At 31.3% G+C, this 20,130-nt stretch carries 21 protein-coding genes; 16 read left to right on the top strand and 5 right to left on the bottom strand.

The features are described from left to right. Positions 1 to 3 precede the first annotated feature (3 nt). The gene (locus tag ACF91D_RS21680; protein ID WP_039069024.1) at positions 4 to 468 is read right to left on the bottom strand and encodes a low molecular weight protein-tyrosine-phosphatase; all 465 of its coding nucleotides are present in this window, start codon (positions 466 to 468) and stop codon (positions 4 to 6) included. Between the two features lie 134 nt (positions 469 to 602). Here ACF91D_RS21680 and ACF91D_RS21675 point away from each other — a divergent pair, with 134 nt between their 5' ends. The 3 genes from ACF91D_RS21675 (at position 603) to ACF91D_RS21665 (ending at position 2,676) form a co-directional block, all read left to right on the top strand. Further along, positions 603 to 806, top strand: coding sequence for a DUF1128 family protein (locus ACF91D_RS21675; RefSeq protein ID WP_039069025.1), 204 nt, complete (start codon positions 603 to 605; stop codon positions 804 to 806). Between the two features lie 17 nt (positions 807 to 823). Continuing rightward, positions 824 to 2,062, top strand: a complete 1,239-nt coding sequence (locus ACF91D_RS21670; protein WP_039069026.1) for an aminopeptidase — start codon at positions 824 to 826, stop codon at positions 2,060 to 2,062. Between the two features lie 92 nt (positions 2,063 to 2,154). After that, positions 2,155 to 2,676 (top strand): acyl-CoA thioesterase, encoded by a 522-nt coding sequence (locus ACF91D_RS21665; RefSeq protein WP_039069028.1) that lies wholly within the window; start codon positions 2,155 to 2,157, stop codon positions 2,674 to 2,676. A 146-nt stretch (positions 2,677 to 2,822) separates the two neighbouring features. On the opposite strand, the gene yfkAB is transcribed toward ACF91D_RS21665, so the two are convergent. Then, on the bottom strand, positions 2,823 to 3,977 hold the full coding sequence (gene yfkAB / locus ACF91D_RS21660; protein ID WP_069792529.1) for a radical SAM/CxCxxxxC motif protein YfkAB: 1,155 nt from the start codon (positions 3,975 to 3,977) through the stop codon (positions 2,823 to 2,825). A 256-nt stretch (positions 3,978 to 4,233) separates the two neighbouring features. Here yfkAB and ACF91D_RS21655 point away from each other — a divergent pair, with 256 nt between their 5' ends. The 7 genes from ACF91D_RS21655 (at position 4,234) to ACF91D_RS21625 (ending at position 9,906) form a co-directional block, all read left to right on the top strand. Then, positions 4,234 to 4,416 (top strand): SE1561 family protein, encoded by a 183-nt coding sequence (locus ACF91D_RS21655; protein WP_039069031.1) that lies wholly within the window; start codon positions 4,234 to 4,236, stop codon positions 4,414 to 4,416. Positions 4,417 to 4,502: 86 nt separating this feature from the next. Next, positions 4,503 to 5,021, top strand: coding sequence for a type 1 glutamine amidotransferase domain-containing protein (locus tag ACF91D_RS21650; RefSeq protein WP_029378988.1), 519 nt, complete (start codon positions 4,503 to 4,505; stop codon positions 5,019 to 5,021). Between the two features lie 310 nt (positions 5,022 to 5,331). Beyond that, positions 5,332 to 6,141: a monofunctional peptidoglycan glycosyltransferase SgtB gene (sgtB, locus tag ACF91D_RS21645; RefSeq protein WP_069792530.1), complete on the top strand. Its 810-nt coding sequence runs from the start codon at positions 5,332 to 5,334 to the stop codon at positions 6,139 to 6,141. 260 nt (positions 6,142 to 6,401) lie between these two features. Then, a complete protein-coding gene (recX, locus tag ACF91D_RS21640) occupies positions 6,402 to 7,220 on the top strand; it encodes a recombination regulator RecX (RefSeq protein ID WP_069792531.1) in 819 nt (272 codons plus the stop codon). After that, positions 7,198 to 7,512: a YfhH family protein gene (locus tag ACF91D_RS21635; protein ID WP_039069034.1), complete on the top strand. Its 315-nt coding sequence runs from the start codon at positions 7,198 to 7,200 to the stop codon at positions 7,510 to 7,512. Before recX ends, ACF91D_RS21635 begins: the two co-directional genes overlap by 23 nt. Before the next feature lie 15 nt (positions 7,513 to 7,527). Beyond that, on the top strand, positions 7,528 to 9,060 hold the full coding sequence (locus ACF91D_RS21630) for an ATP-binding cassette domain-containing protein (RefSeq protein WP_101051229.1): 1,533 nt from the start codon (positions 7,528 to 7,530) through the stop codon (positions 9,058 to 9,060). Positions 9,061 to 9,069: 9 nt separating this feature from the next. Beyond that, the gene (locus tag ACF91D_RS21625; protein WP_107548950.1) at positions 9,070 to 9,906 is read left to right on the top strand and encodes a sugar ABC transporter permease; all 837 of its coding nucleotides are present in this window, start codon (positions 9,070 to 9,072) and stop codon (positions 9,904 to 9,906) included. 99 nt (positions 9,907 to 10,005) lie between these two features. Here ACF91D_RS21625 and ACF91D_RS21620 read toward each other — a convergent pair whose 3' ends face one another. Further along, the gene (locus ACF91D_RS21620; protein ID WP_039069037.1) at positions 10,006 to 10,983 is read right to left on the bottom strand and encodes a metal-dependent hydrolase; all 978 of its coding nucleotides are present in this window, start codon (positions 10,981 to 10,983) and stop codon (positions 10,006 to 10,008) included. 122 nt (positions 10,984 to 11,105) lie between these two features. Between ACF91D_RS21620 and mutY the strand changes: the two genes are divergently transcribed. The 3 genes from mutY to ACF91D_RS21605 all read left to right on the top strand — a co-directional run bounded on the left by mutY (position 11,106) and on the right by ACF91D_RS21605 (position 14,702). Beyond that, positions 11,106 to 12,152, top strand: coding sequence for an A/G-specific adenine glycosylase (mutY, locus tag ACF91D_RS21615; RefSeq protein ID WP_107548952.1), 1,047 nt, complete (start codon positions 11,106 to 11,108; stop codon positions 12,150 to 12,152). 67 nt (positions 12,153 to 12,219) lie between these two features. Next, positions 12,220 to 12,762: a nucleoside tri-diphosphate phosphatase gene (gene ntdP, locus ACF91D_RS21610; protein WP_039069040.1), complete on the top strand. Its 543-nt coding sequence runs from the start codon at positions 12,220 to 12,222 to the stop codon at positions 12,760 to 12,762. Positions 12,763 to 12,965: 203 nt separating this feature from the next. Beyond that, entirely contained in the window at positions 12,966 to 14,702 is a 1,737-nt protein-coding gene (locus ACF91D_RS21605) for an ABC transporter ATP-binding protein (protein WP_208182309.1), read from the top strand. A gap of 80 nt (positions 14,703 to 14,782) precedes the next feature. Here the strand turns inward: ACF91D_RS21605 and ACF91D_RS21600 are convergent, their stop codons facing one another. Further along, the gene (locus ACF91D_RS21600; protein WP_039069042.1) at positions 14,783 to 15,877 is read right to left on the bottom strand and encodes an FUSC family protein; all 1,095 of its coding nucleotides are present in this window, start codon (positions 15,875 to 15,877) and stop codon (positions 14,783 to 14,785) included. A gap of 64 nt (positions 15,878 to 15,941) precedes the next feature. Next, positions 15,942 to 17,231, bottom strand: a complete 1,290-nt coding sequence (locus ACF91D_RS21595) for a glutamate-1-semialdehyde 2,1-aminomutase (RefSeq protein ID WP_069792534.1) — start codon at positions 17,229 to 17,231, stop codon at positions 15,942 to 15,944. Positions 17,232 to 17,313: 82 nt separating this feature from the next. On the opposite strand from ACF91D_RS21595, the gene bcp reads away from it, so the two are divergent. The 3 genes from bcp to perR all read left to right on the top strand — a co-directional run bounded on the left by bcp (position 17,314) and on the right by perR (position 19,272). Further along, on the top strand, positions 17,314 to 17,778 hold the full coding sequence (bcp, locus tag ACF91D_RS21590; RefSeq protein ID WP_107549955.1) for a thioredoxin-dependent thiol peroxidase: 465 nt from the start codon (positions 17,314 to 17,316) through the stop codon (positions 17,776 to 17,778). Beyond that, positions 17,775 to 18,725, top strand: a complete 951-nt coding sequence (locus ACF91D_RS21585; protein WP_107549227.1) for a phosphoglycerate dehydrogenase — start codon at positions 17,775 to 17,777, stop codon at positions 18,723 to 18,725. The genes bcp and ACF91D_RS21585 overlap by 4 nt, the downstream gene beginning before the upstream one ends. 94 nt (positions 18,726 to 18,819) lie before the next feature. Continuing rightward, positions 18,820 to 19,272 (top strand): peroxide-responsive transcriptional repressor PerR, encoded by a 453-nt coding sequence (gene perR, locus ACF91D_RS21580; protein ID WP_039069047.1) that lies wholly within the window; start codon positions 18,820 to 18,822, stop codon positions 19,270 to 19,272. Positions 19,273 to 20,130 lie beyond the last annotated feature (858 nt).

The raw sequence follows: 20,130 nt of genomic DNA, 5'->3' as shown, positions 1-20,130 counted from the left end.
ATTTTACCCCTCTCTTAAATTTGCATCTTTAATTATAAAATTAATTAAATTATCACAAGATGATTGTACCATTTTATAAACACCTTCGAAATTATTTGTATAATAAGGGTCTGGCACATCAGTTTCGTCCATATCACTAAAGTCTAATAGTTTGTATAATTGACCTTTAATGTTAGGGTTGATTTGTTTAATGTTCTCTACGTTACTTTGATCCATTGCAATGATATAGTCAAAGTCATCAGTAGGTTGAAACAATTCGCTAATCATACCGTCAAACGGTATATTATGCGAGTTTAGAATTGCCTGAGTACCTTCATGAGGAGGTTCTCCTAAATTCCATTTTCCTGTACCTTTAGAGGATACATTAATATCTTGAATGTTTCTATCAAGTAACTTTTGACGCATAATGGCTTCTGCCATGGGTGAGCGACATATGTTACCTAGACATACAAATGCTACAGTTGTCATACGAGTACCTCCAAATTTATATAATCCTCATTCCCATTTTAAAGCTTTTTCAATCATTTCTAAAGGGGTAATTATTATAAAAGTTTTACAAGGTAGTTAAATTTGATAAAATGAATAAAAAAGAGGTGAATAATTTGGCAAATAGTAATGAACAAATGATAGATGAAATAAGAGGACGCTTAAATCTTGTGAATCAAAGTGTGATTGATCCTGAAAAGTTTAAAACAGCAGATGAACAAGAAATTCGTGAAATTTATGATTATGTAACATCAAAGGCATCATTTACGCCAAGTGAAGCATCGGCTATCGCAGAGGCTCTTGGTCAGATTCGTCAATAAGAATGGAGTGAGTACATATGACTCAATTACAAGATAAACTTAAACAATATGCCGAACTTTTAGTAGGTGTAGGTATGAATGTTCAAAAAGATCAACCAGTATTTATTCGCTCGAGTGTTGATGCACTTGAACTAACACATTACATAGTAGAAGCTGCTTATAAACGTGGTGCGTCTGATGTTAAAGTAGAATACAGTGATGATAGATTATCACGCTTGAAATTTGAGTATGAGACGGTACAACATTTTGAGGAAAATGAAGTTAAATCTTATGAAGTGGAAAAGCGTATGGATTATGTGAAAAGAGGCGCGGCAAATCTTGCTCTAATTACTAAAGATCCTGATTTATTAAATGGTATAGATGGTGATAAACTATCTGCATTTCAAAGACAGTACTCAATGGCATATAAAGGTTATATGGAAGCGAGTCAAAAAAATCAATTTCCTTGGTGTGTAGCAGCATATCCATCTAAAGCATGGGCAAAACGTGTCTATCCAGAATTATCTGAGTCAGACGCATACAGTAAATTTATTGATGAAGTGTTAGATATTGTGCGTGTAGATGGTAACGACCCAGTCGTGAATTGGCAAACACACGTCGATAATTTAAGTCAACATGCTGAAAGGTTGCAGCTAAAAAACTATAAAGCGCTTCATTATGTGTCAGAAGGTACGGATTTAGAGATTGGTTTACCTGATGGTCATATTTGGGAAGATGCTACAAGTTATACAAGCGATGGCCAAGCATTTGTAGCAAACATACCTACAGAAGAAATTTTTACCGCGCCACATCGATTGAAAGTTAATGGCTATGTTACTAATAAATTGCCTTTAAGTCATAATGGTAATATTATTGATAATTTCACGTTAACGTTTAAAGATGGCGCTGTAGTTGACTTTAAAGCCGAGAAAGGTGAGTCAGTACTACGTGATTTATTAAATACTGATGAAGGTGCAAAACGTCTAGGAGAAGTAGCACTTGTACCTGATGATTCACCAATTTCAAATAGAAACACGATTTATTATAACACTTTATTTGATGAAAATGCTTCTTGTCATATTGCTTTAGGGGCGGCATATGCTTTCAATGTTGAAGGCGGTACAGAAATGACAACGGATGAAAAAATTGAACGTGGACTTAATGATTCGTTGATTCATGTCGACTTTATGATTGGTGGGCCTGATTTAACAATTTATGGAATTACCCAAAATGATGAAGAAGAACTAGTATTTGAACAAGGAAATTGGACGAAGTAACATACAATGTTGAATAAATAAATTTACAGTGTTTTGATGTAATTTCAGAACACTGATTTTTATTAGTTAAAAGCAAAGGAATGGATTATATTATGGGAAATGTAAAACGTAAATCAATGTCGGAATCAAGAAGTATAAAGGAACGACAAGTGTTTCCACAAGATACAAATCATTTACACACAATGTTTGGTGGTATGTTGATGGCAAACGTGGACGAAATTTCTGCAATAACTGCAACTAAGCATAGTAATTCTCAAGTAGTTACAGCTTCAACAGATTCCGTAGACTTTTTAAAACCAATTAAGACTGGTGATATTGTGTCATACGAAGCTATGGTGTCATATGCAGGCAAATCATCTATGGAGGTTTGTGTACAAATCATTATAGAAGATATTATAAGAAATGAGCGACATTTAGCAGCGTTAAGCTTTTTAACTTTTGTTGCATTAGATGAGGATGGTAAACCACAAGAGGTACCTCAAGTTTATCCAGAGACACAAACTGAAATGTGGTTTCATGACACAGCGCTTGCACGAGTGAAACGTAGAAAAGAACGTAGAAATGAAAGTAAAGAAACGATAGCATTCTTAGCAAAAGCACAAAGTATGAAATAGGGATTGGAACGACGAAATCTAATATAACGATTAAAAAACGGCTAGGATCATTAAAGATCCTAGCCGCTTTTTGATCATATTAGTATAACTTGAGTTCATCACATTTTTTAATTGAATTAAAACAATACGATACATTTGATTAGTATTTAAAGCATTGTGTGTAATGTGTGCATCTCTTTTTCTTTTTCTTTAAAATCAGTTTTTGGATAATACATGTTTTTTACAAGAACATTAGGACCAAGACAACTAAATGATGAACAATGACAGTTGAGTGATTGTGCCAGTGAAGAGTTTAGCCAATGGCTAAACACATCGGGTAATTTATCATTTTTAATATTTGAAATAGTGCCGTTTTCGTCACCAAAATCTGTGACGATAACATTACCTGTAAACACATTAACATTTAATCTGTTTCTACCATCCGGATCATTACGCATAGTAACATTTGGCGTATCACGTAATCGTTGTAGTAATGCTTGGTCATTTTCGTCATTGATACATGGATAAATTGGTAGTGTACCAAATAGCATCCATAAGTCTGGGTCGCGTAAATCTAAAAGTTGGTGTATCGCTGTTTTCATGTCTTTAAGTGATAATACATCTAATTGACTTGCAAAATCTGCAGGATACATAGGGTGAATCTCATGTCTTTTACACTTCATGTCATTAACGATTTCTTTATGAATTTTTTCAAGATGTGGCACAGTACTTTGATTTAACATCGTTTCTGCTGAAATAAACATACCTTGATCAGAAAGCGTGCTAGAATTAGTAAGCATTTGATCATATAATTTAAGTTTCGCTTTTAAAGGTGGTTGTTTATCCATGGCTCCAAAACCTACATCTGTAAATTCATCGATGGTACCCCAATTGTGGGAAATATGCATGACATCTATATATTCAGCGATATCTAAATAACGGTCTAGTGGTAATGTTAGATTCGAATTCATTTGTGTATATATACCACGGTCATAAGCATATTTTAATAATGGTTTAACCACATTTTTAATTGATTTCTTAGAAAACATAGGCTCACCACCTGTGATGGATATCGTCTTAAGATCTGGTATTTCATCAAGGCGACGATAAATTAAGTCCATAGGTAATGGATCAGGGTCAGTTGTTTGCAGTGTATAACCAACAGCACAATGACTACAACGCATATTACATAAATTAGTCGTCGTGAATTCTATATTACTTAACGTCAAACGATTGTGTGCTTGTATATCATTATAAGCTTCCCACGGGTCGTTAGTGATTGAAATTGGTTTCTTTGAATTAGTAGCGTGTAAATTTAGCATAAATTAAACTTCCTTTTTATTAACTTTGTACTTGGGGTAATTGAAAATGAATATATTAGTAATTGAATCATAGCATAATAAATCAATTGTTTTACAGGTAGTAGTGTGGTTTACAAAATAAGTTATACATGATTATTTTGAGGAATAAAAACGTAAAATAAACCAAACATTCAATTTAATATTATTAAGACTATACCAAAATTTGTCAAATCCATGTTAGGATATAACTATCATAAAAAAAGGAGTCATTTTTAAAATGGATGAAAATCAAACAATTGATCAAATAAAAGCGAGATTAGAAAAATTTATAGATGACATTGACCATGTTAATCCAGATGAAGTTAAAGTGGAAGATATTGATGAGTGGATTGGCTTACTCGATCAACTAGAAGAAAAGGTTAAAACTGTCTCAAACACTTCAGACTCAAATAAAGCATAAATAAATGAAAATAAAAAAATATGTTTAAAACCTAGTTGTTTAGTCTATATTAAATGTAGAACCTAAATAGAGAAAGGTGATTAAACATGGCGAAAAAAGTAGCAATCATAGTAACAAATGAATTTGAAGATAGCGAATTAACAAGTCCTAAAGAAGCAATTGAAGAAGCGGGACATGAAACTGTTGTAATTGGCGATGAAGCAAATAGTGAAGTAGTCGGTAAACACGGCGAGAAAGTTACAGTAGATTTAAGCATTGCTGATGCCAACCCTGAAGATTACGATGGATTATTAATTCCTGGCGGATTTTCACCTGATCACTTGCGCGGAGATTCTGAAGGAAGATATGGTACATTTGCTAAATACTTTACTAAAAATGACGTTCCAACTTTCGCAATTTGCCACGGACCACAAATTTTAATAGATACAGATGATTTAAATGGCCGTACATTGACTGCAGTATTAAATGTACGTAAAGATTTAGCTAACGCTGGAGCGCAAGTCGTTGACGAATCTGTAGTTGTAGATAATAATATTGTTACAAGTCGTACACCAGACGATTTAGATGATTTCAATAGAGAGATTGTAAATCAACTTAATGACTAAACGACTAAGAGTAGCATTAATTCAATAAATTGAAGTTTTAATCTTCCGTAACTGGAAAAATATAGAGAACACGTATTGAAAAGTGATATTTTAAAATTTATCACGAAGTAATATGTAAGTATCTTTGTTTTTCCAGTTTTTATTTTGTGAAAATGTAGGATGTCATAAGTGGTTTGGTAATAATGTAAAACTTCATATTGAGTATGGCATACACCCTTGGACTGATTTTTACAATTAGCTCTAGATAAACATTTCATCTATTGATAAACTCACTTATAATGATATGAGAGCAACATAAAGGAGCTACCGCATGAAAAGAAGCGATCGATATAAAGAAAATAAACAATATAAAGCAAAAGGTTCGAATATACCGTATCACAATACTTACTCCCAACCTGTGAATAAACCAAAGAAAAAGAAAAAAGGTATAGGACTGTTATTTAAATTATTAATGCCAATCATTATCATATTAGGTATTTTTGTTGCTGCGATGTATGCTTTGTCTTTAAGGGCAAATGTTGATGAATTAAAAACAATTGAAGATAAGGAAAGTTTTGTTGCCGCTTCAAATATGCCTGATTATACAAAAGGTGCATTTATCGCTATGGAAGATGAACGATTTTATAAACATCACGGATTTGATTTCAAAGGTACTTCAAGAGCGCTTTTCTCAACATTAAGTGATAAGAGTGTTCAAGGAGGCAGTACCATCACACAACAAGTAGTAAAAAATTATTATTACGATAATGAACAGTCTTTTACTAGGAAAGTCAAAGAATTATTTGTCGCGCATAGAGTTGAAAAAAATTATGATAAGAATGAAGTATTGAGTTTTTATATGAATAATATATATTTTGGCAGTGATCAATATACTGTCGAATCTGCAGCGAATCATTATTTTGGCGTAACAACAGATAAAAATAACCCTAATTTACCACAAATATCAGTATTACAAAGTGCAATTTTAGCAAGTAAAATCAATGCACCAAGTGTATATGATATAAATGACATGTCAGATAATTTTATTAATCGAGTTAAAACGGATTTGGAAAAAATGAAACAACAAGATTATATAACAAATGAACAATACGAAAATGCTATTCAAGAATTAGGGGTTTAACAAAATAAAGCAGCAATATGAAATCTAGAAATAAAATGGATATCATATTGCTGTTTTTTATGTTTGGGGAGCTAATAGAAAACTGATTTATGTTGTTGTTAAAATTTGTTTCGTTTTATGGTATAACATAAATTTCTTCATGTTATTAATGCTATAATTTAGTAATACATATTATGAATTAAAATTAATTTTAAATATACTAGACACTATAATTCCATTCATAAACAATATAAGTTATCCTAAGAAGTGGAGTGAGGACTATGCCGAAAATAACTAAAATAGAAGTACAGAAAAAGAATAAAGAGCGTTTTAATTTATATTTAGATGGTGAATTTGAAATGGGTATAGATATGGATACATATATTCATTTTAATCTAAAAAAAGATCAGATTGTCGAAGCGCAAGATATGGAAAAAATACAAAATTATGATCAATATAGACAAGCTGTAAATACAGCTATTCAATATATATCTTATCGGAAGAGAACAGATCATGAAGTTATAAAACATTTACAGAAGAAAGAAGTTTCAGAACTTGTAATAGCAAAAGTTATAGAATACTGTCATGATCAACGTCTGATTGACCATAATGATTATGCAAATAGTTTGAAGAATACTATGATTCTAACTACTGACAAAGGGCCTGGTATCTTCAAAGAAAAATTACGGGAAGCTGGTGTAGAACAAATCATTATAGATGATTATGTGGAACGATATGAAGCAGAACAACCATTGGAAGCTATTGTTAAAGTAGCGAATAAAATTTTAAGGCAAAAAAAGGGACCAATTGTAAAAAGAAAAGAAAAATTAACTCAGTCATTGATACAAAAAGGTTACTCATTTGAAAAAATTAAAGAAGTTATGGATGAAATGGATTTTTCTCAGCCAGAAGAAGAATTAGATGGTTTGCTACAACAGGAATTAGAGAAAGTATATAATAAACATTCAAGAAAATATTCGGGCAGAAAATTGATTAATAAAACCATTGAAGGCCTTATGAGAAAAGGTTACAAATATGATAAAATTAAAGGTAAATTAGAAGAGAGTGGTATCGTCGATGGAACAGAAGAAATTGAGTGAAATGAGTGAAGTAGAATTACGACACGAAATTCAAGGGTATAAAGAAAAAATGAGAAAAGCAGAAATGAATGGTATTTTAAATGAATATGATGTCTATCAAAGTAAAGTGATAATTGCAGAAAGTTACTTGGTCGATAGAACAAAAATTGAACTAGGCAAAATATACAAATTAAATGATGGTACAGAAAATTACTTTAAGGTTGAAAGATTAAAAGGTGTATTTGCATGGGGCTTTAGAATTAAAAGTACAGAACCTGAAGAAGGTTTACCTATTGCATTATTAAAATTATAGAAGGATGAAGATAGGATGGGTAGTTCAATTATATTAAAGTTACTTAATGTGACGCATTATTATAGAAATAGAAAATCCAAAAAATGGTATCAACCCTTTGGTTATGATGCAGAAGATATAGAATTGAATAATATTAACCTACATATCTATCAAGGTGAAGCCTTAGGTATAATTGGTGAAGTTGATTCCTCTAAATCATTGATAGGTCGTTTATTGAGCGGTGAAATTAAACCGGATAAGGGTAGAGTTGTGAGAAAGACAGATATGTTTTTCGCGGATATTGAAGATAAACCATTGTTATCTTTATCTGTTAATGATTATGTAAAAAATGCAATTACATTGTTTCAATATGACACGTCTGAACACAAAGTAGAACAAATAATAAAGTTTTCACATCTAGATAACGAAACTAATGAACCAATTAATTCCTTAACAGATCAACAGTTTGCTCAATTGCAATTTACATTGGCTAGAACATCCAAAGCTAACATTATTATTATGAATCAAATCTTACATAATTTGGATGAAAGTTATTTTGAAAAAGCAATTGAATTAACAGATGAATACATAAATAATAACTTAACTATCGTTATGATAGATGATAATGTGGAACGTATTTCAAAGGCTAGTAATTATTTAGCATGGATTTCTCATGGACAATTAAGAATGGAAGGTTCAATTAAGCAAGTATTGCCTATGTTTAAAGAACATGAAAAAGATAGACAGTCATTAAATAGTGAAGAAGAGAAAGCTAATTTTGATGTAGACTGGAAAAAGAATAGAACAAGAATTCCAGAATTGACTTATAATTTTAGAAGAATTGAACGTTATAAACATGCAAAACCACCCGTGGCGTTGGTCCGTTTTTGGACTTTATTTACTATTTTCTTTATGGGGCTTTTATTTATGGCATTATTGATGTTCAATGACTTAGGTAAACTTGAGATTGGTGAAAATCAAGATCAGGCTTCTATTCAAAACCAACAGAAAAATCCATACGAAGAGAAACTGGCGTACGGCATTGTATTGAATGATGCTGTTAATTTAGAAAATATGAACAATAGTAAGAAAATAAATGCAGATCAATATTCATTTGTAACAATTACTGGCGAAAATTCAAAAAATTATCGTGTCGTGGTCGATAATAACAATTATAAAATTGCCAAAAATAAATTACGCTATTTTGATCCAGCGGGATTATTTGAAGAGCATAGCTTGAAATCATTAGCACCGTATATGCATACAAATTACAGTAATTACAATGAATTTTTTAATAGTCATTTGCATAAAAAACATAATAAAGTAACAGATTCACTTGTACCTGAAAGTGGGAAAGATAACCGATTTAATGTGCCAATTGTACAACAACCAATTTCTATGATTTTTGATGATCAAAATAAATTAACTGGTTTCACTTTCCCTATTAAAGATAAAAAAGAATTGAAAGACAAATTTGATATTGAAAATAACTTCTGGATTACTAAATCAGGGGATGGTTATTTCATGGCAGATTTAAAGAATAATAAATGGATTTATATTGAATTGTAGGTGTAAAAGATGATTGATAGTATGATTAGCTATTTTAAAAACACGCCATACCTAATGAAACATGCATATCATCGTTTGAAATCAAAATGGATGTGGCTAGCAGCGCCTTTCGTGGTAAGTATTGCTCTGTTACTTATAATGATGTTGATATTTCATTTAAGTGGTACAGAAGAAATTAAGCAAGCACGCGGTTATTTTAGATTAACTTCATTAGTATGCTTTGCATTTATTTGGATTGCGATTTATCAAAGTTATAATACATTTAAAACTGATTATTTCATAGGGAAATTATTTAATTTAAACCCAGTTTTTCAAAACATCCTTATTTCGATTGTTATAAGTATAACAATGTTTATAACACTCATAATTATTATCTTAGCAACGCCTGTTAATATTGAAAGTTCAATCTACTCGGCATTATTTTTTGTAGTTATGACTATGCTGTTTATAATAATTATTTCTACATTCTTAGGATTGATTTCAATCATACAAAGTAAAATTAATACCATATTCTATGTCGTTACGTTCATTATGTTCTTTACTTTACCAATTATTTTTATTCCTAATAGTGATACTTCCATATTGTTACATATTTTAATGTTGAATCCTTTGTTCTATTTGGTTGAAGGTATTTCTCAATCAGTAGTACTAGGAACTTTGAGTTTGAACAACATCCCATATCATTTATATTTTGTTTTATTTTTAGCGATCATGGGCGTGCTTATCTATGCTTTGTATAGAATTGTAGCACATAAAAAATATGACTATGTGAAAACAAATTCACACACGGAAGAGACAACAGAAGCAAATCCGCAAAATAATAACGTTCAACATACAGCAGAGTAATTAAAAAACTATAGTAATATATAAATACGAAACAGAAAACTGGAGGCAACCGTTAAAAGATAACGCGTGCCTCCAGTTTTATTAATGAAATATTGATTTTTACTTCGCAAATAATTTACGTTGCAACTTATCTTCGCTAAACACCCAGCCAATATATGAATGGTCTATTTGCATATCTTTATCCAAGTGGGCAATTGCTACAAAAGAATAGTGACCGTTTTTTAAATAACGTAAATCAACCAATCTTATTTCGGTAGTACCGTCATCTAATGTTTTGGCTTGCCAACGATAAATAGAAGAAAAATTAAGGAAAGTTCTTATATTTTTATCACCTTTTACATATTGCATTAAATCATCATTAGCAAATGATTGGCGTTTACCTTTATCACTAAATACAATATTACGACCATAACTTCTTCCCACATAATCATGTTCTTCAGTTTGAATAGCCACTCGCCATTGCATAAATCGAATAGTTGGGGCTACAAAAACTTTTACGGGATTATGTTCTTGCTTAATTTGTTTCAATGCTTGTTGCTTAATTATAGCTTGCATTCTAAAGCGAATCATATAATATACTACAAGGATAGCAATAATAGGGAAGAAAGCGACATATGGATGTATACCAATTAACCAAAATATTATCCCAACACACCATAATATGAAAATAATAGGATCGAAGGTGTTGATTACGCTTAATTGAATCCATTTGTTAGTAATGGGTCTAAGTGCTTGTGTACCATAAGAATTGAAAATATCTACAAATACATGAAGAAACACAGCAAGTTGTGCCCATAGCCAAACGTGTGTTGTATCTACGTTTTTGAAAAATGTAAATATGAAAAGCGTGATTAATAAAGGCCACAGAATTGTAAAAGGTATTGAATGTGTTATCCCTCTATGATTGGATATATACGTAGCATTATCTTTTAATTTAAAAACTGTGTCACCATCAGGTATTAATGAACCAACTACTAATGTTGTAGCTGTTGCTGCAAAAGATCCTGCCATAGCGGGGTCTTGGGTAGCTAGTGCAGTGAGTCCGATACCCATGACTATATGTGTTCCTGTATCCATAAGTATTCACTCATTTCATGTCAATATTATATTCATTATAATCGAATATGCACAATATTAAAAATAACATACTATGTTTATCATAAAAAACTTTTACAAAACTAAAGAAAGAGATGTGGAAAATGTTTAATGAACCGAAATTTAAAAACAATCTTGTGACTTGGTTTGAAACAAATCAACGCGAAATGCCTTGGAGAGAAACTTCAAATCCTTATTATATCTGGTTAAGTGAAGTCATGTTACAACAAACACAAGTAAAAACAGTTATAGATTATTATAATAGATTTATTAACCGTTTCCCCACAATTGAAGATTTAAGTAATGCAGAAGAGGATGAAGTGCTTAAGTATTGGGAAGGCTTAGGTTATTATAGTAGAGCGAGAAATTTTCATACTGCAATTAAAGATGTTCATTCGAACTACCATGGACAAGTGCCTGATTCACCACAAATATTCGGTAAGTTGAAAGGTGTTGGGCCTTATACCCAAGCTGCAGTGATGAGCATCGCATTTAATTTACCGTTAGCAACTGTGGATGGGAATGTTTTTAGAGTATGGTCAAGATTAAATAATGATACTAAAGATATTAAACTGCAATCAACAAGAAAGACATATGAAAAAGAATTACAGCCATATGTTGAACAAGACGCTGGCACGTTTAATCAGGCAATGATGGAATTAGGGGCCTTAGTTTGTACTCCTAAAAATCCATTGTGTTTATTTTGTCCTGTACAAGAAAACTGTGAAGCATTTGAAAAAGGGACTGTCGAGGATTTGCCTGTAAAAACAACTAAAACAAAAAAGAAACATGTAAAGCAGCATGTATATATCATTAGAAATGAAGATAATCAATTATTAATAGAAAAAAGAATGCAAAAATTGTTGAATAATATGTGGGAGTTTCCAATGTATGAAGCGGATGAAGTAGAAAATATTAATACAAAATTGGAAACAGATATTCGATTTTCAGAAACACCTGTCTATAAGTTGAAGCATCAATTTACTCACATTACATGGGACATTGAAGTATACTTAGCAGATAAAGTAATTAATAAAATAGATGTTGATTTACCTGAAAATATGACATGGATGCATGTTAATGAGAAAGAAATGTTTAATTTTCCTGTGAGTATGTCGAAAATATTTAAATTTATTTCAACACATGGTTAGACTCGTTGTTGAATCCATAATTATGTTATAATTTATATTGTGAAATTAAGAAAAGGTGGTGTGGAGCATGGTAAAAGAATCCATACCTAAAGAAGGTCAGACAATTAAGATTCAAAGTTATAAACATGATGGTAATATACATCGTGTTTGGTCTGAAACTACTATATTAAAAGGTACGGAACATGTTGTAATTGGTGGAAATGATCATACGCTTGTTACTGAAAGTGATAGTCGCACATGGATAACTAGAGAACCAGCAATTGTTTATTTTCATTCTGAATATTGGTTTAATGTAATATGTATGTTTAGAGAAGATGGTGTGTATTATTATTGTAACTTATCATCGCCATTTGTATGTGATGAAGAAGCGCTAAAATATATTGACTACGATTTGGATATTAAAGTTTATCCGAACGGCAAGTACCATTTATTAGATGAAGACGAGTACGAACAACATATGAAACAAATGAATTATTCATCAGATATTGATGTGATATTAAGACGTAACGTTGATATTTTACAACAATGGATTGAACAGAAGAAAGGTCCGTTTGCTCCCGATTTTATAAAAGTTTGGCGTGAACGATATAAAAAAATTAGAAATTATTAAGCACATTTAATGTTTTTAATTACATTATCATTTATAGTGATATGCGTTGAGCTATTTAGGCATGGCAAAACATGTTTAATATAAATAACCGTATGCGCGAATGAAATGATAAACAAACTAAGATAACGCGTTTACAACAGCCTCGTTGATAGCTCAACGTAGGCTGTTTCATTTGCTATAAAGTTTGGGGGAGGAATAAATTTATGATTCGTAGATATTTACAATTTGTAAAACCATATAAATGGCGAATCATTGCTACGATACTTGTTGGTATTTTAAAATTTGGGATTCCGATGTTGATTCCATTATTAATAAAATACGTTATTGACGATATTATTAATAATAATTCAATTTCAGTTGAAGAGAAATTTACAAGATTAGCTATTGCTTTGGGAATTGCTGTATTTATTTTTGTGATTGTAAGACCACCAATTGAATTTTTAAGACAATATTTAGCACAGTGGACAAGTAATAAGATTTTATATGATATACGTAGAAGACTTTATAATCATCTACAAGCATTAAGTTCTAGGTTCTATGCAAATAACCAAGCTGGACAGGTTATATCTAGAGTGATTAATGATGTCGAGCAAACAAAAGATTTTATTTTAACGGGATTAATGAATATTTGGCTAGACTGTATCACAATTGTGATTGCACTATCCATCATGTTCTTCTTAGATGTTAAATTAACGTTAGCAGCGCTTGTAATTTTCCCGGTGTATATATTAACTGTTTACTTTTTCTTCGGTCGTCTAAGAAATTTAACAAGAAAGAGATCTCAAGCATTAGCTGAAGTTCAAGGCTTTTTGCATGAACGTGTACAAGGCATGTCTGTTATTAAAAGTTTTGCTATTGAAGATAATGAAGCACAAAACTTTGATAAACATAATCGAAACTTCTTGCAAAGAGCATTTAATCACACACGTTGGAATGCTTATTCCTTCTCTGCGATTAATACGGTAACTGATATAGGACCACTGATTGTTATTGGTTCAGGTGCATTTTTAGCTATCAATGGATCGATAACTGTTGGGACATTAGCGGCTTTTGTTGGCTATTTAGAGCAATTATTTGGTCCGTTACGTCGACTTGTATCTTCATTTACAACTTTGACACAAAGTTTTGCTTCAATGGACCGTGTTTTTCAACTAATGGATGAAGGTTATGACATTAAAAATAAAAAAGGTGCATTACCAATTGAAATTAATGAAGGTCATATAGAGTTAAACGATGTAAGTTTTAAATATAACTCAGACGAATCAACAATTTTAAATAATATAAACTTAGAGATTAACCAAGGTGAAACAGTAGCATTCGTTGGAATGAGTGGTGGAGGGAAATCTACTTTAATTAATTTAATTCCAAGATTCTATGATGTAACAGAAGGTGAAATTAAAATTGATGGTACAAATATCAAGTCATATTTAACAGGAAGTTTAAGAAATCAAATAGGCTTAGTCCAACAAGATAACGTCTTATTTTCAGACACGATTAAAGAGAATATCTTATTAGGCCGTCCTGATGCTACAGACGAAGAAGTGATTAAAGCTGCCAAAATGGCCAACGCGCATGACTTTATTATGGAATTATCTGAAGGCTATGATACAGAAGTTGGCGAAAGAGGCGTAAAACTTTCTGGTGGACAGAAACAACGTGTTTCAATCGCACGTATCTTCTTAAATAATCCTCCTATTATAATTTTAGATGAAGCTACAAGTGCGTTAGATTTAGAAAGTGAATCTATTATCCAAGATGCATTAAATATTTTAAGTGAAAATCGTACGACATTGATAGTTGCTCATAGACTTTCAACTATTACACACGCTGACAAAATTGTAGTAATGGAAAATGGAGAGATTGTAGAAACAGGAACACATGAAGCGTTATTAGCTAAAAGAGGCGCTTATGAACATCTTTATAGCATACAAAACTTGTAATTTGATACGATTCTGTTTCTTTTAAATAAATGACATAAAAAATCCCCGAGAGTGTTGTAATAACACAATCTCGGGGTTTTTTATAAATCGAAATCTTCATCTAATATATCGATTTCATTGTCATTATTATGATATGAGAAGAAACTAATGCGAAGTCTGTCTAAGTGTTCTAGCGTGTAACGATATTCTTCTATTGCAGATATAATTTGCATAATATTCGCATAAGAGTATACCGTTTGATATGGATTTTTAATTATTTCTTTTTGGAAGGCATCCATAAGTTCTTTTTTCTGTGGATTTTCTATTTGATTGTCGAATTGACTTACATCATATTTAGCTTTTTTAGAAAGGCTTATAAATATTTGTTCATGATATGCAATTAGTGTATCTATTTCCAATTTAATCTGAAGTAGTAATTCGTGATTTAAATTGTGTAAATCGTTTTGATAACGATTCATTTTTTTTAATACTTCATATGCGTGTCGAGTACTGCGAACGACTTCTTTAAAAAGTATCTTTTTGCGATTTTGCGCATATACTTGTTTTTTAGTAAATGGTCGTTCTTCTTCATAGTAACTAAATGTCTGTTCAAGTCTCTTAATGCGATCACTTATTACGCCTCTATCTTCTTTTATGTGGTGATATTCTGATGTATCGTTTAATACAAGTTTAAACCAGACAAATATATCGGAACATATATTCAATGAGTTGTAATAAATTTTTGATTCAAATTTTGGTGGTAAAAATAATAGATTAACTGTTGATGAACTAATTACACCAATCATAACTAGTACAAATCTATAAAATGCAGAAACATAAAAATCTCCTGAGTGCTGTCCCATAATAATTAACGCTGTTACACTCGCTAATGTAGCAACATGTGCTAAATTGAAACGGAAAAGTATAGCAATTAAAAGTATGACAGTAACACCCATAATTATGACATTGTCTCCAAATACCGTAACCATTGCTACAGCAAGCAATGCACCAACGACATTACCAAGCGCTTGGTCAGAAACAGTTTTTATAGATCGAAAAACGCTTGGTTGCATAGCAACGACTGCACTGACCCCAGCGATTGCTTTTAAACCAGCTTCATCAGGTAATAGAGAAGCGATAAACAAAGCAAGTATAATGGCTATACCTGTCTTGAGAATACGGGCTCCTAATTTCAAATATACCGCTCCTTAATAAATGTATTTATACTTGTTATACAATGATTGGAGCTAAAATTCAAGTTTATTTCATTTGACTAAAAGCGTAATCGGCTGCTTTTAATGTTGTATCTATTTCTTCTTCAGTATGTTCTGTTGTTAAGAACCAAGCTTCGAATTTAGAAGGGGCTAAATTTATACCTTGATTTAACATAAGTTTAAAGAATTTAGCGAAGGCTTCACCGTCAGAATTTTCCGCTTGATCATAGTGGACTACAGTTTCTTCTGTAAAATAGAGTGTAAGTGCACCATATACTCTATTAACTGTTGCTGTAATATTATGCTTTTCTATTAATGAAAGTAATCCATCTTCTAAACGTTTACCTAAGGCATCTAACTTTTCATAAACACCTTCTTGTTCTAGTACTTCTAATAATGCAATACCAGCTTTCATAGACAACGGATTTCCAGCCATTGTACCAGCTTGGTATGCAGGGCCTAATGGTGCGACCTGTTCCATAATATCTTGTTTACCACCGTATCCACCAATTGGTAGACCACCGCCGACAATTTTTCCAAATGCAGTTAAATCAGGATAAACATTATACAAATCTTGAGCTCCACCAAAATGGAATCTAAATGCAGTTATCACTTCATCATATATTACTAAACTACCATTGTTATGTGATATTTCATTCACTTGTTCTAAGAAGTTAGGTTGTGGTTTTACCATACCAAAATTTCCGACAATTGGTTCAACAAGAACTGCAGCAATTTCATCACCCCAATAATCTATAGCTTCTTTATAAGCGTCGATATCATTATATGGGACAGTAATAACTTCTTGTGCAACACTTAAAGGTACACCAGCGGAGTCAGGCGAGCCTAATTGTGATGGGCCGCTACCAGCAGCTACTAATACTAAATCTGAATGTCCGTGATATTGCCCAGCAAACTTGATAATCTTAGTCCGGTTTGTATAAGCACGTGCGACACGTATAGTAGTCATCACAGCTTCCGTTCCAGAGTTAACAAATCTAATTTTTTCTAATGAGGGAATCGCGCCACGTAATTTCTTGGCAAATTCAATTTCTAACTCAGTAGGTGTGCCATATAACACGCCTAATGCTGCCTGTTCTTGAATCGCTTTAGTGATATGTGGATGTGCATGGCCAGTGATGATTGGACCATATGCCTGTAAGTAATCAATGTATTTATTTCCATCGACATCATAAAGATACGCGCCTTGACCAGAACGCATCATTACAGGTGCTCCACCGCCAACTGCCTTATATGAACGAGACGGTGAATTAACACCACCTAAAATATATTCATCGGATAATTTCTGAAGTTTTTCACTTTCAGTAAATTTCATAGTTATCAACCTCTTTTTATTTAATATTTACGACTATTATCGTATCATAAAATAAAGAATAAAAAGAAATAGGGTGAATGAAATGTTAAAAAAAGGAAGTCAGTTTCCTAAATTTGAATTAGAAAATCAAAATGGTGAATTAGTATCTAATGAAAGTATTAAAGGTAAAAAGGCTGTGCTTTATTTTTACCCGAGGGATAATACACCGACATGTACAACGGAAGCTTGTGATTTTAGAGATAATCTTGAAATGTTCGATGAATTAAATGTAAGTGTTTATGGAATAAGTGGAGATAGTAAAAAGAAACACCAAAACTTTAGCAATAAATTGGATTTAAATTTTGATTTATTGGTAGATGAAGATTATAAACTTTCTGAAGAAGTTGGCGTATATCAATTGAAGAAGTCTTTTGGTAAAGAATCTATGGGGATTGTAAGAACTACTTTTATTTTAGATGAAAATGGGACTATTATAGATGTAATTGAAAAAGTTAAAGTGAAAACTCAAATAGAAGAAATAAAAGATATATTAGGTGATTTGAAATGAAAGCTGTAAGTTTAATGAAGCTAGGTGACCTAGAAACTGAGTTAATTGAACGATTTCCTACTGTAGAATTCGTATTTACAACTGGTGTTTCTAATATCGATAAAGAAGATAAACAAACTTTAGATATATTGTTTGGTTACGACAGTAACTTAGATACTACGTTTTTAAGTGATTGCCCAAATTTAAAATGGCTGGCATGGTACTCTACGGGGGTGAACAAACTCCCATTAAAATATATTAGCGACAACAATATAAAACTAACAAATGGTAAAGGTGTTCATGCAAAACAGATGTCAGAGTTTATCTTTGCATATATCTTGGATGATTATAAAAAAATGAGGACTTCTTATATAAACCAAATTAAAAAGCATTATAACTCAAAAATGAGTGGTAAAAGGTTAAGTGGTCAACGCTTATTATTCTTAGGTACAGGTAGCATTGCACAAAATACGGCGAAAATAGCTAATACTATGAATATGGAAGTGTTTGGCATAAACACAACTGGTCATGATGTAAATGGTTTTAGTGAAACATATGCCATAGAAGATTTAAAAGAAGTTATATCTAAAGCGGACATCATTGTTAACACACTTCCTGAAACAAATGAAACGATACATCTACTAACAAAATATCATTTCGAATTGATGAAAAACGAATTGTTATTTATTAATGTAGGTAGAGGGAGTATTGTAAAAGAAGAAGTATTAGTCGAAGTCTTAAAAGAAAAAATAATAAGACATGCATATTTAGATGTATTTGAAAATGAACCGTTAACAGCAGATAATCCACTATATGAATTAGAAAATGTTACAATTACAGCTCATATTACTGGTAATGGGGCAGAAAATAAAGCAGAAGTAACAGAGATTTTTAGCAAAAATTTAGAATCGATTCTCAATAATGATGACCTAATTGAGAATGTAGTTGACCCAAAGAACGGATATTAATGAGTTTAGACTAAGAATATTGACATTTCACCGTTTTAACAGTTATATTAATATTAAGTAATAATAATTCTTAAATAGAAAGATGGTGAGGGAAATGAGTGCAGAGATGGAAACAGTTGAACATCAACTAGAAGATTCAATTGCATCTTTAAGAAATAACGGCGTGAGAATAACTCCACAAAGACAAGCAATCCTTAAGTTCTTAATTGCTTCAGAATCACATCCTACAGCCGATGAAATTTATCAAGCACTTTCACCTGATTTTCCAAATATAAGTGTTGCTACTATATATAATAATTTACGTGTCTTCAAAGAAATAGGGATAGTTAAAGAATTACCTTACGGAGATTCATCAAGTCGTTTTGATTTCAGTACACATAATCACTACCATGTTATATGTGAAGATTGTGGGAAAATCGTAGACTTTCATTATCCACAGCTAGATGAGGTTGAACAATTGGCCCAGCACGTAACAGATTTTAATGTAACGCATCATCGTATGGAAATTTATGGTTTATGCAAAGATTGCCAAGATAAAAATGAATAATTGAAACCATAGTCGAAGCAATGATAAATTTAATAGTTATTAACTAACAAACCCAAAAAGGTAAAACATATAAACATATGTTTTACCTTTTTGGGTTAAACAATGCTAATTATGATTGAATTAGATGTATAACTTAGCTAAGTCTTTTATATTAGAAACTGTTATTTACAAAGAAGAGACAATTAAGTTCAACATACGCTAACTAACTATAAACTGTATAATGTTAGAACCCAAGATCTTCAATATCTTGGGTTTTTTGTTTTCAATTCTTTCTATAGTAGGAACAAGTATAATTAAAAATATATAATTATTTAAAATATGGAGGAAAGATTGTATATAAAAATGCTTTTACTTACCAACTAAAACAAAAAATTGGAACAAAATGAGTAAATAGTTATGTAACGTTATTACACAATTTTAAAAAACTGTACATCTATTTACTAAATAGTGAATAGAAAGGTAAAATTCAACTAAAAAGATTCACGATAATTATTGACGATATAGAATAATCTTGATACTATATAAAAGTCGTCAAAACAAGACGCACTGCAATATTGATTGAAAAAAATGAATTTTAAAAAGTGTAAAATTAACGCTTGTGAATCTCATTTGTAAGTTATATAATAGTAAATGTTGAGTTGAGAAAAACGAAACAGACTTAATAAAAAAATTAAAAATTTATCATTGACTTAACAAAAACTTAATGATAAAATAATTTCTTGTAACACATTAATGAACATTGAAAACTGAATTGCAATATGTCAACGTTAATTCCGAACACAACATTAAATTGTTGGTTCAAAACAGTGTTAGAGATAACACAAATTAGTATTTTATGAGCTAATCAAACATCATAAT

The organism is Staphylococcus sp. 231237_7MaSpsaltlick (assembly GCF_043107035.1).
The sequence above is the reverse complement of the archived record's forward strand: the minus strand, read 5'-3'. Positions and strand labels throughout refer to the sequence as shown.

Coding starts and splice junctions, on each gene's coding strand:
- ntdP (WP_039069040.1), top strand. CDS start 12,220: ATGGTAAAAGAATCCATACCTAAAGAAGGTCAGACAATTAAGATTCAA.
- ACF91D_RS21630 (WP_101051229.1), top strand. CDS start 7,528: ATGGGTAGTTCAATTATATTAAAGTTACTTAATGTGACGCATTATTAT.
- ACF91D_RS21585 (WP_107549227.1), top strand. CDS start 17,775: ATGAAAGCTGTAAGTTTAATGAAGCTAGGTGACCTAGAAACTGAGTTA.
- ACF91D_RS21620 (WP_039069037.1), bottom strand. CDS start 10,983: ATGGATACAGGAACACATATAGTCATGGGTATCGGACTCACTGCACTA.
- ACF91D_RS21625 (WP_107548950.1), top strand. CDS start 9,070: ATGATTGATAGTATGATTAGCTATTTTAAAAACACGCCATACCTAATG.
- yfkAB (WP_069792529.1), bottom strand. CDS start 3,977: ATGCTAAATTTACACGCTACTAATTCAAAGAAACCAATTTCAATCACT.
- ACF91D_RS21655 (WP_039069031.1), top strand. CDS start 4,234: ATGGATGAAAATCAAACAATTGATCAAATAAAAGCGAGATTAGAAAAA.
- sgtB (WP_069792530.1), top strand. CDS start 5,332: ATGAAAAGAAGCGATCGATATAAAGAAAATAAACAATATAAAGCAAAA.
- mutY (WP_107548952.1), top strand. CDS start 11,106: ATGTTTAATGAACCGAAATTTAAAAACAATCTTGTGACTTGGTTTGAA.
- ACF91D_RS21665 (WP_039069028.1), top strand. CDS start 2,155: ATGGGAAATGTAAAACGTAAATCAATGTCGGAATCAAGAAGTATAAAG.
- ACF91D_RS21595 (WP_069792534.1), bottom strand. CDS start 17,231: ATGAAATTTACTGAAAGTGAAAAACTTCAGAAATTATCCGATGAATAT.
- bcp (WP_107549955.1), top strand. CDS start 17,314: ATGTTAAAAAAAGGAAGTCAGTTTCCTAAATTTGAATTAGAAAATCAA.
- ACF91D_RS21605 (WP_208182309.1), top strand. CDS start 12,966: ATGATTCGTAGATATTTACAATTTGTAAAACCATATAAATGGCGAATC.
- ACF91D_RS21635 (WP_039069034.1), top strand. CDS start 7,198: ATGGAACAGAAGAAATTGAGTGAAATGAGTGAAGTAGAATTACGACAC.
- ACF91D_RS21650 (WP_029378988.1), top strand. CDS start 4,503: ATGGCGAAAAAAGTAGCAATCATAGTAACAAATGAATTTGAAGATAGC.
- ACF91D_RS21680 (WP_039069024.1), bottom strand. CDS start 468: ATGACAACTGTAGCATTTGTATGTCTAGGTAACATATGTCGCTCACCC.
- perR (WP_039069047.1), top strand. CDS start 18,820: ATGAGTGCAGAGATGGAAACAGTTGAACATCAACTAGAAGATTCAATT.
- recX (WP_069792531.1), top strand. CDS start 6,402: ATGCCGAAAATAACTAAAATAGAAGTACAGAAAAAGAATAAAGAGCGT.
- ACF91D_RS21670 (WP_039069026.1), top strand. CDS start 824: ATGACTCAATTACAAGATAAACTTAAACAATATGCCGAACTTTTAGTA.